Source organism: Oerskovia gallyi, assembly GCF_014836745.1.
Lineage (GTDB): Bacteria > Actinomycetota > Actinomycetes > Actinomycetales > Cellulomonadaceae > Oerskovia > Oerskovia paurometabola.
The window spans coordinates 220,186-234,334 of sequence record NZ_JACSQE010000005.1 but is presented as its reverse complement, the minus strand read 5'-3'; the positions used below and the strand labels follow the sequence as shown (position 1 = coordinate 234,334).

General features: G+C 72.9%; 16 protein-coding genes. 9 read left to right on the top strand and 7 right to left on the bottom strand.

Annotated features, from left to right (window positions below):
- Positions 1 to 74 precede the first annotated feature (74 nt).
- From H9640_RS08305 to H9640_RS08285, 5 genes are all read left to right on the top strand, one after another.
- A complete protein-coding gene (locus tag H9640_RS08305; RefSeq protein WP_191790231.1) occupies positions 75 to 1,436 on the top strand; it encodes an MFS transporter in 1,362 nt (453 codons plus the stop codon).
- Positions 1,437 to 1,629: 193 nt separating this feature from the next.
- On the top strand, positions 1,630 to 2,295 hold the full coding sequence (locus H9640_RS08300) for a biliverdin-producing heme oxygenase (RefSeq protein ID WP_191790230.1): 666 nt from the start codon (positions 1,630 to 1,632) through the stop codon (positions 2,293 to 2,295).
- 301 nt (positions 2,296 to 2,596) lie between these two features.
- Positions 2,597 to 3,850, top strand: a complete 1,254-nt coding sequence (locus H9640_RS08295) for a heme/hemin ABC transporter substrate-binding protein (protein ID WP_191790229.1) — start codon at positions 2,597 to 2,599, stop codon at positions 3,848 to 3,850.
- Between the two features lie 215 nt (positions 3,851 to 4,065).
- A complete protein-coding gene (locus H9640_RS08290; RefSeq protein ID WP_191790302.1) occupies positions 4,066 to 5,076 on the top strand; it encodes a FecCD family ABC transporter permease in 1,011 nt (336 codons plus the stop codon).
- Positions 5,073 to 5,975, top strand: a complete 903-nt coding sequence (locus H9640_RS08285; protein ID WP_191790228.1) for a heme ABC transporter ATP-binding protein — start codon at positions 5,073 to 5,075, stop codon at positions 5,973 to 5,975. Before H9640_RS08290 ends, H9640_RS08285 begins: the two co-directional genes overlap by 4 nt.
- 74 nt (positions 5,976 to 6,049) lie before the next feature.
- Here H9640_RS08285 and H9640_RS08280 read toward each other — a convergent pair whose 3' ends face one another.
- The 6 genes from H9640_RS08280 to H9640_RS08255 form a co-directional block, all read right to left on the bottom strand.
- Positions 6,050 to 6,847: a MerR family transcriptional regulator gene (locus H9640_RS08280; protein ID WP_191790227.1), complete on the bottom strand. Its 798-nt coding sequence runs from the start codon at positions 6,845 to 6,847 to the stop codon at positions 6,050 to 6,052.
- A gap of 101 nt (positions 6,848 to 6,948) precedes the next feature.
- Positions 6,949 to 7,629: an HAD hydrolase-like protein gene (locus tag H9640_RS08275; RefSeq protein ID WP_318243707.1), complete on the bottom strand. Its 681-nt coding sequence runs from the start codon at positions 7,627 to 7,629 to the stop codon at positions 6,949 to 6,951.
- A 22-nt stretch (positions 7,630 to 7,651) separates the two neighbouring features.
- Positions 7,652 to 7,966 (bottom strand): hypothetical protein, encoded by a 315-nt coding sequence (locus H9640_RS08270; protein WP_191790226.1) that lies wholly within the window; start codon positions 7,964 to 7,966, stop codon positions 7,652 to 7,654.
- A 111-nt stretch (positions 7,967 to 8,077) separates the two neighbouring features.
- Entirely contained in the window at positions 8,078 to 8,686 is a 609-nt protein-coding gene (locus H9640_RS08265) for a dihydrofolate reductase family protein (RefSeq protein ID WP_191790300.1), read from the bottom strand.
- 5 nt (positions 8,687 to 8,691) lie between these two features.
- A complete protein-coding gene (locus H9640_RS08260) occupies positions 8,692 to 9,639 on the bottom strand; it encodes an ABC transporter permease (RefSeq protein WP_191790225.1) in 948 nt (315 codons plus the stop codon).
- Complete coding sequence (locus H9640_RS08255) at positions 9,639 to 10,670, bottom strand: ABC transporter ATP-binding protein (protein WP_191790224.1); 1,032 nt, start codon at positions 10,668 to 10,670, stop codon at positions 9,639 to 9,641. The genes H9640_RS08260 and H9640_RS08255 overlap by 1 nt, the downstream gene beginning before the upstream one ends.
- Positions 10,671 to 10,780: 110 nt before the next feature.
- Here H9640_RS08255 and H9640_RS08250 point away from each other — a divergent pair, with 110 nt between their 5' ends.
- Positions 10,781 to 11,662, top strand: a complete 882-nt coding sequence (locus H9640_RS08250; RefSeq protein WP_191790223.1) for a TetR/AcrR family transcriptional regulator — start codon at positions 10,781 to 10,783, stop codon at positions 11,660 to 11,662.
- Between the two features lie 210 nt (positions 11,663 to 11,872).
- Entirely contained in the window at positions 11,873 to 12,484 is a 612-nt protein-coding gene (locus tag H9640_RS08245; protein ID WP_191790222.1) for an HdeD family acid-resistance protein, read from the top strand.
- A 94-nt stretch (positions 12,485 to 12,578) separates the two neighbouring features.
- Here the strand turns inward: H9640_RS08245 and H9640_RS08240 are convergent, their stop codons facing one another.
- A complete protein-coding gene (locus H9640_RS08240) occupies positions 12,579 to 13,499 on the bottom strand; it encodes a sugar phosphate isomerase/epimerase family protein (RefSeq protein ID WP_191790221.1) in 921 nt (306 codons plus the stop codon).
- 112 nt (positions 13,500 to 13,611) lie between these two features.
- Here H9640_RS08240 and H9640_RS08235 point away from each other — a divergent pair, with 112 nt between their 5' ends.
- Together H9640_RS08235 and H9640_RS08230 are read left to right on the top strand one after the other, a co-directional pair.
- Entirely contained in the window at positions 13,612 to 13,770 is a 159-nt protein-coding gene (locus H9640_RS08235) for a hypothetical protein (protein ID WP_191790220.1), read from the top strand.
- 89 nt (positions 13,771 to 13,859) lie between these two features.
- A complete protein-coding gene (locus tag H9640_RS08230; protein WP_030150259.1) occupies positions 13,860 to 14,126 on the top strand; it encodes an HPr family phosphocarrier protein in 267 nt (88 codons plus the stop codon).
- Positions 14,127 to 14,149 lie beyond the last annotated feature (23 nt).

The following is a 14,149-nucleotide window of genomic DNA, read 5'->3' as shown; positions in this document are numbered from 1 at the left end:
ACCCGACCGACGCGGCCGGCGCTCCGCCGTCGGGCCGTCGCGGGCTCGCGCCGACGGGCGCCTAGAGTCTTCCGGTGCCCCCAGCCCTCCCCCCGCTCCCCCCTGACGACACCCCGACGCCCCCCGGGCGCCCCGAGGAACCCACCCGCCGGGGGCTCGGCCGGTCCTTCACCAACGTCTTCACGGCGAACATCAGCTCGAGCCTGGCCGACGGGATCGCGCGCGTCGCCGCGCCGCTCCTCGCCACCCGCCTCACCGACGACCCGCTGCTCATCGCCGGCATCGCGGCCGTCGCGATGCTCCCCTGGCTGTTCTTCGCGATCCCGTCCGGGGTGCTGCTCGACCGCATCGACCGCCGCCACGCCATGGTGATCGCCAACGGCGCCCGCACCCTGCTCGCGGCCCTGCTCCTCACGCTGTTCGCGACCGGCACGCTGACCATCTGGTGGCTGTACGTCGTGATCTTCGCGTACGGCGCGCTCGAGACGCTGTACGACGGCGCGATCCGGGCCGTCGTCCCCGCGATCGTGCGCCGCCCCGACCTGCCGCGCGCCAACTCCCGCATCGAGGCGGGCGAGCTCGTGGTGCAGAACTTCCTCGCCGTGCCCCTGACGTCGGCGCTGTTCGCGGTGGCCGTCGTGATCCCGCTCGGGATCGGTGCCCTGTCCTACGCGGTCGCGGGGGTGCTCGCGTTCTTCCTGCCCGCCGCGGCGGCCGGCGCCCACCGGGCGCACCGGAACCGGCTGCGCCGCGCCGACAGACCCGACGGGCCCGGCGATCCCGCGGTGCTCGCGCCCGTCCGCACGACCTTCGCCCGCCAGCTCACCGACGGCTTCCGCTTCATCATGAGCCACCCCATGCTGCGCCCGCTGTGGTTCCTCAGCATCCTGATCGCGCTGTTCTTCGCGGCGGCCATCGCGACCGACGTGCTGTTCGTGCTCGAACGGCTCGACGTGCCCGAGCGGTGGTTCGGCGTGTTCATGCTCTCGGGGGCCGTGGGCGGGATCGTCGGCGCCGTGGTCGTGAGCCCGCTCAAGGTCCGGTTCGGGGCGGGCCCGGTCATGGCGGCGGCGAACTTCGTCGGGCCGGTCGCCCTCGTGGTCATGGGGTTCTTCCCGACGGTCCCGGTCGCGGTCGTGTGCTTCGCGGTGTCGTTCGGCTCGACGTCGGTGTGGAACGTCCTGGTCATGTCGCTGCGGCAGGCAGCGATCCCGGGGCACCTGCTGGGCCGGGTCCACGGCACGTGGCGCACGCTGCTGTGGGGGACCATGCCGCTCGGCTCGCTGCTGGGCGGGCTGCTCGCACGCGTCGACCTCACGACGCCGCTGCTCGTCGCGGGCGGGCTCACTGTCGTCGTCGCGGCCGTCGGCTACCGGTTCCTGCACGGCCTGCCCAACCCGGAGGACGTCGCAGAGCACGCGCTGCCCACGCGGTGAGGCTCCGTCGCCGCCTGCCCACTCCGTGAGACCTCCCCCACAGAGCATAGGTAAACCTCACCTCACTGTTGTATCGTTCCTGACGCGACGTCATGACGATGTGTCACGACACACCGCCGACCCGGCGCCGACCTCCTGGCGCACGTGCCGACGTCGTGCACGTGACACGACGAAACCGCAGGAGCCCGCTGAGATGACCGCCGAGACCCTTCCCCCCGTGGATGCCGCACCCGCGTCCCTGTCGCTGCGCCTGCGCGAGGGCACCCGCCCCGAGCACGAGCAGGCCGAGACCACGGGCTTCGTCGAGAAGCTCATGGGCGGCGAGCTCGACGTCGCCGCGTACACCGACCTCGCCGCGCAGCAGTACGCGATCTACGGCGCGCTCGAGCAAGCCAGCGCCCAGATCCGCGACGACGCCCAGGGCGCGACCCTCGTGTTCGACGAGCTGACCCGCACACCCTCGATCGAGAAGGACCTCGCGTTCCTCGTCGGCCCCGACTGGGCCACCGAGATCCGCATCCTGCCCGCGACCGAGGCCTACGTGGCCCGCCTCCTCCAGGTCGGCACGTCGCTGTCCGCCTACGCGGCGCACGCCTACACGCGCTACCTCGGCGACCTGTCGGGCGGCCAGATCATCAAGCGCATGATGGAGCGCCACTACGGACTCGGCCCCGACGGCCTGGCGTTCTACACGTTCGACGAGATCCCCAAGGCCAAGCCCTTCAAGGACGTCTACCGCGAGCGCCTCGACGCCCTCGACCTCACGGACGAGCAGATCGCCGAGACGGTCGAGGAGGCCAAGCTGGCGTTCCGCCTCAACAGCGCACTGTTCGCGGAGCTCGGCGCGGTCCACTGCTGACTGCGCACTGAGCAGCACCGGGCACCACCGAGCGCTGCTGCCGCTTCACCCCCCGGCCCCTCGGCCCTCGCGGTTGCCGAGCATGCGGTGGGCGTCGGCCGAGCATGCGGTTGTGGTCGAGATTCCCAGGATTCTCGACCACAACCGCATGTTCGGCACCGGGGGCGGCCGCGCCCGACGTCTCCAAGATCACAGAAGATCCTGGGGACCGGCATGCCTCCTGACGGGCTGCGTAGGTTAGCCTCAACTTACCCGAAGCCGCCCTCTCGCGTGGGCGGCCGACCTCTGCTGGAGCCCTGTGATGTCGCACCCTGCCCGCGTCCCGTCCCCCGAGCAGCGACGCCGTCCGCTGACGCGTGGCCTGCGCCGCTCGTCCGTCGCCGGTGTCGCGACGCTCGCCGCGGTGCTGCTCGCCGCAGGCTGCGCGCCGCTCCCGTACGAGGCACCGACACCGACGTCCGCACCCACCACCGACTCCGCGCCCGCCGAGGCCGAGGCCGAGGCCGAGGCGGTCACCCTCGACGCGTGCGTGGCCCTCGAGACGGGCGAGCGCCCCGCCGTGGACCCCGCGACGTTCCCGACCGGCCCCACGACCGCGACGTTCGCCGACAACGTGATCGACCCGATCACCACGGCGCCCGCCCCGACGCTGCCCGTGACGGTCCAGTCGCACGACGGCCGCCAGGTCACCGTCACCGACGCCTCCCGGATCATCGCCGTGGACCTGTACGGCACGCTCGGCGAGATCGTCTACAGCCTGGGGCTCGGCGACAACGTCGTCGGTCGCGACCTGCCGACCGGCTTCCCCGAGGCCGCCGACGTCCCCGTGGTCACGGGCGCCGGGCACGCCCTCAACATCGAGACCATCCTCGGCCTGAACCCGAGCGTCATCCTCACGGACGCCACGCTCCTCACGGACACCGCCCGCACCCAGCTCGAGTCCTCGGGCATCCCCGTCGTCTACTTCGACGAGGCCCGCACGCTCGACGGCATCGACGACCGCATCGTCGCGGTCGCGACCACGCTCGGCGTCCCCGAGGCCGGCGCGGCGCTCGTCGCACGCACCGACCAGCAGGTCTGCGCGGCCCTCGCGGGCGTCCCGGCGGACACGGGCAACCCGCTCGTCGCGTTCCTGTACCTGCGTGGTTCCAACATCAAGATGCTGTTCGGCCCGGGCTCGGGCGCCGACGACCTGGTCCGCGAGATCGGCGGCCAGGACGCCGGCACCGCGATCGGCCTCACCCAGCAGTACGCCCCCGTGACGAGCGAGGCCATCATCTCCGCGGCCCCGGCCGCGTACCTCGTCATGACCGACGGCCTCGAGTCGAGCGGCGGCCTCGACGCCATGATGGCGATCCCGGGCCTCGCCCAGACCCCTGCGGGCCAGAACCAGCGCGTGATCGACATGGACGGCAGCCGCCTCCTGACGTTCGGCCCCCGCACGGGCGAGACCATCGCGTCGCTCGTCGAGGCGTTCTACGGCGTGCCCGCACCGGACCTGAGCACGGTCGGCTCGGCCGCCGCCGCGGCGGACGCAGGGTCGACCACCCCGTGACGCAAGGCACCCGCCCCGCCGGCCCGACGACGTCACGCACCACCGCGGGCTCCCTCACCACCGAGCAGCGCACCCCGCCCGCGACGAGCACCACCGGCGGCGCGCCGGACGGACCGGTGAGCGGCGCCGTCGGGCCGGGTGCCGCGGGTGCCGCCGGTGCGCAGGACGCGCTCCCCGGCGCAGGGAGGTCGCGGCGACGTGCCGCGACCTGGCTCATGATCGGGCTGGGCGTCGCGCTGGTCGTGCTCACGGTGCTGTCCGGCATGACCGGGCAGGTGCCCGTGTCCCCGTCGGAGGTCCTCGGCTCGCTCATGCACCACATGGGCCTGAACATCGGCCCCATGCCCTCGCACCCGCAGGGCGAGAACACGCTGTGGGTCGTGCGCTTCCCGCGCGTGGTCCTCGCGATCCTGGTCGGGGCCGCGCTCGCGTGCTCGGGCGCGCTCATGCAGGGCGTGTTCGGCAACCCGCTCGCCGAGCCCGGCGTGATCGGGGTCTCGGCGGGCGCGGCCGTGGGTGCGTGTGCCGTCATCGTCACCGCGGGCTCGCTCGTGTCGGGGACCTGGGTCGCCGCCGCGGCCTTCCTGGGCGGACTGATCACGACGTTCCTCGTCTACGCGCTCTCCCGCTCAGGAGGCCGGACCGAGGTCGTGACGCTCGTGCTCACGGGCATCGCGGTCAACGCGTTCGCGGGCGGGCTGCTCGCGTTCTTCACGTTCGTCGCCGACCCCGCCGCGCGCGAGCAGATCGTGTTCTGGCAGCTCGGCTCCCTCGGTGGGGCCACGTGGGGGTCGGTCGCGGTCGTCGCACCCATCGCGGTCGTCGGCGTGACCGGCGCGATGCTGCTGCGCCGCCAGATGGACCTCCTGTCCCTCGGCGAGCGCGCCGCGCACCACCTGGGCGTGGACGTCGAGCGGCTGCGCCAGATCGTCATCGTCCTCGTCGCGCTGCTCGTCTCCGCGGGCGTGGCGTTCACGGGGATCATCGCGTTCGTCGGGCTCGTCGTGCCGCACCTGGTCCGCATGGTCTGCGGGCCGAGCCACCGCTGGCTCATCCCGGCCTCGACGCTCGGCGGCGCCGTGGTGCTGCTCCTCGCGGACCTGGTCTCACGCTCGCTCGTCGCGAACGTCGAGCTGCCGCTCGGCATGATCACCTCGCTCGTGGGCGGGCCGTTCTTCTTCTACCTGCTGCGCCGCACGCGCTCGCGGCAAGGAGGCTGGGCATGAGCCGCACGCTGGTCGAGCTCGACTCTCGGCACGAGGGCAGCAGCTTCCTGTCGTCGCTGCGGACCGCGGTCACGGGGCGGCGACGCTCCTCACGGCTGCCCTCTGTCGCGGTGGCCGGCGACGTCGTGACCGAGGCGCGCGACGCGACGCTCTCGCTCGACGGGACGCCCGTGCTGCGCGACGTGTCCGTCCAGGTGCGCGCGGGCGAGGTCCGCGCGCTGCTCGGCCCCAACGGCGCGGGCAAGTCCTCGCTGCTCGGGGCGCTCACGGGCGACCTGCCGCTCGACGGCGGGGCGGTGCTGGTCGACGGCGCACCCCTGCGGTCCTGGACACCGACCGAGCTCGCGATGCGCCGGGCCGTGCTCATGCAGCAGATCCACCTCAGCTTCCCGTTCACGTCGCTCGACGTGGTCCAGATGGGTCGCGCGCCCTGGCGCGGGACGCCCCTGGAGGAGCTCGACGACGAGGTCGTGGCCGAGTCCCTCGCCGCGACCGACGTGTCGCACCTCGCGGGCCGGCACTTCCCGTCGCTGTCCGGGGGCGAGAAGGCGCGCGTCGCGCTCGCCCGCGTCCTGGCCCAGCGGACCGGGCTGCTCATGCTCGACGAGCCGACCGCCGCGCTCGACCTCAAGCACCAGGAGCTCGTGCTGCAGATCGCGCGCCGACACGCGGCGGCCGGTGGCGCCGTGGTCGTGGTCGTGCACGACCTGGGCCTCGCGTCGGCCTACGCGGACCAGGTCACCCTGCTGTCCGGCGGGCGCGTCGTGGCAGACGGCTCTCCTCGCGAGGTCCTGACGGCCGAGCTGCTGAGCGAGGTGTACGACTACCCGGTCGAGGTGGTCGAGCACCCCGACGGCGGTGCGCCGATCATCCTGCCGACGCGGTCTCTGACGTCCTGAGGCCGAGGTAGAACGTGCCGCGCGAGATAGAACTCCCCGGGTTCTACCTCGCGCAGCACGTTCTACCTCGGTGCCTACAGGTTCCGCTCCGCGTACACCGCCAGGGCGTCGCGAACCAGGCGCGCACCCTCCTCGCCGCCGTAGTTCGCCGCGAACCGCTCGTCGGCCACGTACATCTCACCCAGCCCGACGACGTACTCCTTGACCGGCGCCCCACCGTGGCCCGGGGTGCCCGGGATGCTGCTCAGCCACTCGACGTGGCGCTGCGCGAGCGCCTGCGCCTCGTCGCTGTCCGGGGTGACGCCCGCCTGCGCGGCGGCCGTCCAGTCCGCCGCGAGCTGCCGGGTCCGTTCCTGGTAGGCCGTCTTGTCCTGCGCGGAGAGCCCGCGCCACCAGGTGTCGCCCGTCCGGTAGGCCTCGGCCCCCCACCGCTCGGTGACCTCTGCCTCGTGCTTCGTGTGGTCGAACCCGTCGAACATGTCGTCCGCCATGAGTCGCCCACCTCCTTCCATGGTCGTGATCGTGCGCTCGACCGACGCGATCTGTCGCGCCAGCCGCTGCTGCTCGGCCCGGAGGGCGTCCAGGTGGGTACGCAGAGCCCGCGCCTGCACGGCAGGGCTCTCCTCGTCGTCCCGCCCCAGGATCTCGGCGACGGCCGGGAGGCTCACGCCGAGGTCCCGCAGGAGGAGGATCCGCTGGAGGCGGACGAGCGCAGGCCCGTCGTAGTACCGGTAGCCGTTGTGCCCGACCCTGCTGGGCGCGAGCAGCCCGACGTCGTCGTAGTGACGCAGCGTGCGGCTCGTGGTCCCGGCGAGGCGGGCGATCTCCTGGATGGACCAGTCGGTCGCGGTCCCCGGTGTGCGTGCGGTCATGCGCTCTCCTCCTTTCCTGGGTGCTGGACGCCTCGGGTGAGGCAGCACGATCGACCCTAGAAGTTGACGTTACGTCAAGGTCAACCCCGTTCCCGACGGCGTCACTCCCCTCGCAGGACCCGTGCCAGCTCGTCGGTGGTCGTCACGACCCGGAGGGCGCCCGCCTCCTCGAGCTCGCCCGGCACCGCATAGCCCCACGAGACGCCGAGGCACCCGATGCCGTGCGCGGCGGCCCCGAGCACGTCGTGCTCCCGGTCGCCGACCATGACGGTCTCCTCGCGCGCCGCTGCACCGGCAGGTGACTCGGCCAGCGATGCGAGCGCGTGCTCGATCACGTCGGCCTTGGTGCCGCGCGAACCGTCGAGGGTCGCGCCGTAGACGCCCTCGACCAGGTCGTCGATCCCGAAGTGCGCGGTGATGCGGCGCGCGTAGACCTCGGGCTTGGACGTCGCGACCACGAGCCGGACGCCTGCGTCGCGCACCGCCGTCAGGCCCTCGAGGATGCCGGGGTAGAGCGAGTTCTCCATCATGCGCCCGGCGGCGTAGACGTCGCGGTACGCCGCGACCGCCTCGGGGACGCTGTGCGCCGGGACGCCGTGCAGCGCGAACGTCTCGGCGAGCGGGGGCCCGACGAACAGGCGCAGGGCCTCGTCGGTCGGCGGCTCGATGTCGAGGGTCGCGTAGGCGTGGCGGACCGAGGACAGGATGCCGGGGGCCGAGTCGGTCAGGGTGCCGTCGAGGTCGAGGAGGGCCAGTCGGTAGGGAGGGTTCACGGTGGTCACGGGACGATTCTCCCGCGGCCCTCTACCTCGACGGGTCGCTCGGCCCAGCCTGTCCGCCCCGACGCCTCGCGACCACCCACCCGGCGACGAAGCCGAGCACCAGCAGCCCGACGCCGACCGCGACCATCCCGAGGGTCTGCGCCCACGGCCTCGGCGGCGCGAACGTCTCGCCCGACAGCGGCGCGTAGGCGAACCACCCGAACGAGGTCCACCAGTAGGGCCGCGACGCGAGCCACGCCCCCACGCCCACGAGGAGCACCCCGCCCGCGAGCCCGAGCACGGCGCCACGGCTGCGGGGACGAGGACGGGGGGCGGGGGCGGGTGCGGGCGGCGTCATGCCGCACATCCTGGCGTGGCCACCGCGCGGTCGCAACGCCCCGCGCCGACCTCTATCTCGGGCCTGCGTGTGCGCGGCGTCGCGGTGATCATCGCGTCAGTCAAGCACGCGTCACTCCCCGACGAGCCCCCGCACCACGCGGTACGACAGGTGCGTGACGAGGTGGTTGCTGCTCACCGGCCCGGGCTCGACGCGCAGGCCTCCCAGGCCCTCGAGCAACCGCTCGCCGGCCCCCAGGAGCACAGGGGCGACGTGCAGCCCGAACTCGTCGACGAGCCCCGCGGCGAGGTACGCCCGCATGGTCGAGGCGCCGCCCGCGATCCCGACGTGCCCGTCCCGCGACGCGGCGAGCGCCTGCGACAGCGCGGACTCGATCCCGTCGGTCACGAAGAAGAACGTCGTCCCGCCCTCCATGACGAGGGGGTCGCGCGGGTGGTGCGTGAGCACGAACACGGGTGCGTGGTACGGCGGCTCGTCGCCCCACCAGCCCCGCCACGACTCGTCCCACGGGCCGCGTCCGGGCGCGAACATGTTGCGCCCCATGACGAACGCGGTGGGGGCCGCGACGGACTCGAGCGCGGCCGTGTTGGCCTCGGGCTCCTCGAACATCCACCGGTGGAGCTGCTCACCGCCCTCGCCGAGCGGGTTCTCGAGGGACTGGTGCGGTCCCGCGACGAACCCGTCGAGGGACAGCCCGACGTCGAACGTGACCCTGCCCACGGCGCTCACACCGACTTCCTGGTCCGACGGATGCCGACCCACAGACCGACGGCGCACGTGACCGCGGCCGCGACGACGCCCCACAGGACCGTGGTGCTCGCGAACGTCCCGCCGAACAGCTCGCGCTCGGCGTCGACCATGTAGGTCAGCGGGTTGAACTTCGCGGCGGTCTGCATCCACGACGGCCCGGCCTCGAGCGGGAGCATCATGCCGGACAGGATGAGCAGCGGGAACAGGAGCGACTGCTGGACGCCCCAGAACAGCCACTCGCGGTTCTTCGCGGCGAGCGCGAGCGCGCAGGACAGGGCCCCGACGCCGACCCCGAACAGCCCCAGGAGGGCGAGCCCCGCGAGCGCGTGCAGCGGGTAGAACGTGAACCCGAACGGGATGCACACGAGCGCGATGAGCAGGCCCTGGACCACGAGCGGCGCGAACTCCTTGAGCGCGCGGCCCACGAGGATCGCGGACCGGTCGAGCGGGGTCGCGAGGACGCGCTCGTAGGAGCCGGTCATCATCTCGTAGAGCAGGTTGGAGCCCGTCATGGAGGTCCCGAACAGGGAGATCATGACGATCACGCCGGGCACGAACCACTGGAGGGTCGCGGCCGTGGACCCGCCGGGTCCGCCCATGCCGCCGCCCACGGCGCCGGTCAGCAGCGGCCCGAACAGCCCCAGGAAGATCAGGGGCTGGAGCAGCGAGAAGATCAGGGTGAAGGGGTCGCGCAGGACCAGGAGGATCTCGCGCGTGAAGACCGCCCAGGTGTCGCCGAGGAACTTCGCGGCCCCCGAGCGCCCGACGTCGGAGCGCCGGTCGGTCGCCTGCCTCGCCGTGGCCTGTGGTGCGGTCCGGGTGTCGAGCCCGGGGTGCGTCAGGCTGCGCTGCCCGGTGGCCTGCCCGGTGCCCTGCCCGACCTCGGGCTCGGCCCCCTGGCCGGGGTTCGTCTGCTCGTCCATCACGCCGCCTCCTCGCGCAGGCTCCGACCGGTCAGGTTGAGGAACACGTCGTCGAGGCTCGCCTGCTTGAGCCCGGCCGACCGGACCGAGAGGCCCGCGACCCGCAGGGACTCGATCGCCTCGGGCAGGCGGTCCGCGCCGTGCGTCGTGGACAGGGTCACCGTGACGTCTCCCCCGGCCCCGACGGTCGCCTGCAGCCTCCCGTCCTCGGTACGTTCGGCACCGTCGCCTGCCCCGCCCTCGCCCACGACCGGGGCGAGGGCTGCGCGGACGCGCGTGACGTCGTCGGGCACCTCGCCCTGGGAGCCGGGCGTGCCGGCGACGACGAGCGTCACGACGTCGTCGGCGTGGTCGCGCTTGAGCGTGGCGGGCGGGGCGTCGGCGACGATCGTGCCGTGGTCGATGACGACGACGCGCTCGGCCATGGAGTCGGCCTCGTCGAGGTAGTGCGTGGTGAGGACGATCGTCATGCCGTACCGCTCACGCAGGACGCCGATGTGCTCCCACAGGTTCGCGCGGCTGTGCGGGTCGAGGCCCGTGGTGGGCTCGTCGAGGAACAGCAGCGGCGGGTGGTTCATGAGGCCGAGCGCGACGTCGAGGCGGCGACGCTGACCGCCCGACAGGCTCTGGACCGTGCGCTTGCCGAGGCCGTCGAGCTCGAGCGCCTCGAGGAGGTCCGCGGCCCGGCGCTGGTACTCCGAGGCCGCCAGGCCGTAGAAACGGCCCTGGTTGTGGAGCTCGTCGGCGACGCGGTAGGAGAACCCTCCCCCGTTGCCCTGGCCGATGTACCCGATGCGCGACCTGACCTCGGCGGGCTGGGTGCGGATGTCGAAGCCCGCGACCTCGGCCCGGCCCGACGTGGGTTCGAGGAGGCTCGTGAGCATGCGCAGCGTCGTGGACTTGCCGGCGCCGTTGGGGCCGAGGAACGCGACGAGCTCGCCCTCACGGACGTCGACGTCGATGCCCTTGACCGCCTCGACCACCTCCTTCTTGCGATGGAAGGTCTTGGTCAGCCCTTCGGTGTGGATCATGGCTCACGCCTCTCGCGTACGGTGTACTGGAATAGGTTTTCACGCTAGCATACGGTGTACGGGAATTGAAGGGTCCCCGGCACAGCGCGAAAGTGGGAGGATCAGGCACCATGGCCAGCAACACCGTCGCCCCGGTCCCCTCCGACGGGGTGGACTCCGCGCGGACCCAGGACTCATCGGCGGACGCGCCGCTCGACGTCTCGCTCGGCACCCCCGAGGACGACGCACCCGAGGACGACACCGCCCCGGACCCCACCGACCAGGTCCCCCGACCCGCCGACGTGACCCGGCGCCTCGCACTCCTGTGGGACCCGCCCGCTCCGCCGACCCGCGGCCGCAAGGCACGCCTGACGCTCGACGAGGTCGTGACCGCCGGGATCGCCGTCGCGCAGGAGGTCGGCCTCGACGCCCTCTCGATGCGCCGCGTCGCCGCCCGCCTGGGCATGGGCGCGATGTCCCTCTACACGTACGTCCCCGGGCGCACCGAGCTCGTCGACCTCATGATCGACCGGGCGTTCGCCGAGCTCGACCTCCCTGCGGCCGACGCCCCCTGGCGCGACGGGCTCTCGCGGTACGCGCGCGAGGTCTGGCACCTGTACCAGCGCCACCCCTGGATCCTCCAGACCAACATGTGGCGCCTGCCCCTCGCGCCGCACGTGCTCGACGCCCAGGAGGCCGGGCTGCGGACGCTCGTCGACACCGGCCTGTCCGCGGAGCGGGTCGTCGAGATCCTGGGGCTGGTCGACGCGTTCGTGCGCGGGCTCGCGCGTGCAGCCGTCGCCGAGTCCGTCGAGAACGACGCGAGCGGCATGAGCAGCGACGAGTACTGGACGTCGATGAGCAGCTTCTGGGCCGACTGGTTCGACGTCGAGCGGTACCCCGTCATGACGCGCATCTGGGAGGAGGGCGGGTTCCACGCGCCGAGCGACCCGTTCGACGCGTCGCTCGACCGGCTGCTCGACGGCGTCGAGATGACGATCGACCGGGCCTGACCCGGGTGCCGAGAACGAGGTTGAGGTCGTCCTGGCGCCCGTAGCGACCTCTACCCCGTTCTCGACCGCAGGGAACCTCGTGGTCGGCGGGCCAGCCTTTCGACGGGTCCGCCGCGCGCCCGCCGCACCCGCGCGCTACGTTCCGAGGACGAGGTCTGCGACGCCCCACGGACCCGCTGCGGGGCCGGCCGCGCGAGGACGGTGGATCCCATGACCGAGCAGGACGAGACGCTCACCGGACGCACCACCAAGATCGCCCGACGCCTGTGGGGCCTCGCCTACCTGCGCGGAGCCCTGTTCCTCGTGATCGGCGTCGTGCTGTTCGTCGCGCCGGACCGCGGCATCCAGTGGCTCACGTGGCTCGTCGCGGCGATGGCCGTCCTCCAGGGGATCCTCTTCCTGGTCGAGGCCGGGCGGCAGCGCAAGGACGGCGAGGGCGCGGTGTGGCGCTGGGTCGTGGGCGGCCTGAGCATCGTCGTGGGTCTCGTCCTCGCGTTCTGGCCGTCGGCGAGCGTGACGCTCGTGCTGCGGCTCGTCGGGGTCTGGGCGCTCGTCGCGGGGGTGATCGGCCTGGTCGGGGCGCTGCGCGCTCGCCGCACGCGCGAGCCCGGCTGGGACTGGGAGCTCGCGACGGCCGCGCTGTGGGTCGTGTTCGGCGTCCTGGTGCTCGTGAGCCCCGTGACCGGGCTGCAGACCATCACGGTGCTGCTGGGCCTGTACCTGGTCGTCACGGGCGTCGTGATCCTGGTGGCCGCGTTTGCGCAGAGCACGGCTGCGAAGGACGCCAAGGCGGCCCTCGCGGGGCCGACCCCTGCGGGCTAGCGGTCGAGCCCGTTGGTGGGTGAGCGGTCGAGCACGGGGTCGAGGTCGGGATCGGCGACAGAACGACCTCGACCCCGTGCTCGGCACGTCGGTCCTACCAGGCGTCCAGGTGCCGGTGCTCGTGGCCGGGCGGCGGCTGGTAGTCGGCGTGCGGCTCGGGCTGGAGGTAGGTGCGCGCGAACGCGAGCGACGCCGCGAGGTCCTCGTAGCGTTCTGCGGCAGTGCGGGCGCGCCGGGTCGCGATCTCGACGACGACGTCCCCCTCCCAGCCGCGGCGCACGAGCTCGCCGAGCACCTTGTCGCACGGCTGGGTGCCCCGCCCGGGGACCATGTGCTCGTCCTTCATGGAGTCGGTGCCGTCGGCGAGGTGGACGTGGGCCAGCCGGTCACCGAACACGTCGAGCAGGTCGAGACTGTTCTGCCGGGCGACGGCCGCGTGCGAGAGGTCGAGCGTCACGGCGTCGTAGGGGTGGTCGGTCGGGTCCCAGCCGGGCAGGTAGGCCTGGACCTCGCGCTTGCGCCCTCGCCACGGGTACATGTTCTCGACCGCGACCGTGACACCGGTGGCGGCGTTGAGCTCGCGCACGTGGTCGGCAAAGCCGCGCGCGTACAGGCCCTGCCAGCGGAACGGCGGGTGCACGACGACGGTCTGCGCCCCGAGCTCGAGCGCCAGGTCGACGGTCTGCTCGAGCTTGGGTCCGGGCAACCGTCCCCACACGCGCTGGCTCACGAGGAGCGTCGGGGCGTGGACGCTGCGGATGGGGATGCCGACGTCGGCCGAGAGCTTGCCGAGCGCCTTCGCGTCCTGCGTGGTCGTGTCCGACCAGACCATGACCTCCATGCCGTCGTAGCCCAGGTGGGCTGCTGCCTCGAAGGCGAACGGCGCCTTGCGCGGGTAGACGCTGGCGCTGGACAGGGTGACCTTGATCCGGGGCTCCTCTCCCCTGCCTGCTTCACCCCCTCTGGCCTCGCCCTGGGCGGGCGGCTGGGCGTCGGGCGTCGTCGCTTCACGCATGTCCGACACCCTAGACCCAGCGGGTGAGCGGTGTTCACAGGGGCGTCCTGGGCGCCGCTCGAACTCTGGCAGGATGCTGCTCGACCGAACCTCCCGGAGCACTGGAGTGCGCATGGACCGTCCCGACGCCGTCTCGTCCTCGACCGTCGGTACGACGCGTCCGGGCTTCGGCCCGGGCGACGACGTCGTCCTCTCGACCGAGACCGACGACGCGCGCGCGCTCGCCGCCCTCGAGTCGCTCGTGGCGTACCTGGAGCAGGACTCGGCCTGAGCGGGCGGGTCGGGCCGGGCTCCGGCCGCCGCCGTCGTCCGCCTCCGCTACAGTGGACTGGTCTATACCACTTCCAGGAGGAGCACGTCATGGAACGAACCGTCACCGTCGCCATCGCCGAGGGACTCCACGCACGCCCCGCGGCGCTGTTCGTGGCCGAGGCGGGCAAGCAGCCCGTCGCCGTGACCCTCACCAAGGAAGGCGCCGAGACCGTCGACGCCGCGAGCATCCTCGGCGTCATGACGCTCGGCGCGGCAGCAGGCGACCAGGTCGTGCTCGCGACCGAGACCGACGGCGCGGAGGCCGAGGCGGCCCTCGACGCCCTCGCCGAGTTCCTCGGGCGCGAGACGGTCTGACCTTCTCGTCCCGGCGCCGTCGC

What these genes read in the sequence shown, in the direction of transcription:
- H9640_RS08285 (WP_191790228.1), top strand. Translation starts at nt 5,073, where the DNA reads ATGAGCCGCACGCTGGTCGAGCTCGACTCTCGGCACGAGGGCAGCAGC.
- H9640_RS08295 (WP_191790229.1), top strand. Translation starts at nt 2,597, where the DNA reads ATGTCGCACCCTGCCCGCGTCCCGTCCCCCGAGCAGCGACGCCGTCCG.
- H9640_RS08280 (WP_191790227.1), bottom strand. Translation starts at nt 6,847, where the DNA reads ATGACCGCACGCACACCGGGGACCGCGACCGACTGGTCCATCCAGGAG.
- H9640_RS08260 (WP_191790225.1), bottom strand. Translation starts at nt 9,639, where the DNA reads ATGGACGAGCAGACGAACCCCGGCCAGGGGGCCGAGCCCGAGGTCGGG.
- H9640_RS08270 (WP_191790226.1), bottom strand. Translation starts at nt 7,966, where the DNA reads ATGACGCCGCCCGCACCCGCCCCCGCCCCCCGTCCTCGTCCCCGCAGC.
- H9640_RS08240 (WP_191790221.1), bottom strand. Translation starts at nt 13,499, where the DNA reads ATGCGTGAAGCGACGACGCCCGACGCCCAGCCGCCCGCCCAGGGCGAG.
- H9640_RS08255 (WP_191790224.1), bottom strand. Translation starts at nt 10,670, where the DNA reads ATGATCCACACCGAAGGGCTGACCAAGACCTTCCATCGCAAGAAGGAG.
- H9640_RS08230 (WP_030150259.1), top strand. Translation starts at nt 13,860, where the DNA reads ATGGAACGAACCGTCACCGTCGCCATCGCCGAGGGACTCCACGCACGC.
- H9640_RS08250 (WP_191790223.1), top strand. Translation starts at nt 10,781, where the DNA reads ATGGCCAGCAACACCGTCGCCCCGGTCCCCTCCGACGGGGTGGACTCC.
- H9640_RS08290 (WP_191790302.1), top strand. Translation starts at nt 4,066, where the DNA reads ATGATCGGGCTGGGCGTCGCGCTGGTCGTGCTCACGGTGCTGTCCGGC.
- H9640_RS08300 (WP_191790230.1), top strand. Translation starts at nt 1,630, where the DNA reads ATGACCGCCGAGACCCTTCCCCCCGTGGATGCCGCACCCGCGTCCCTG.
- H9640_RS08235 (WP_191790220.1), top strand. Translation starts at nt 13,612, where the DNA reads ATGGACCGTCCCGACGCCGTCTCGTCCTCGACCGTCGGTACGACGCGT.
- H9640_RS08245 (WP_191790222.1), top strand. Translation starts at nt 11,873, where the DNA reads ATGACCGAGCAGGACGAGACGCTCACCGGACGCACCACCAAGATCGCC.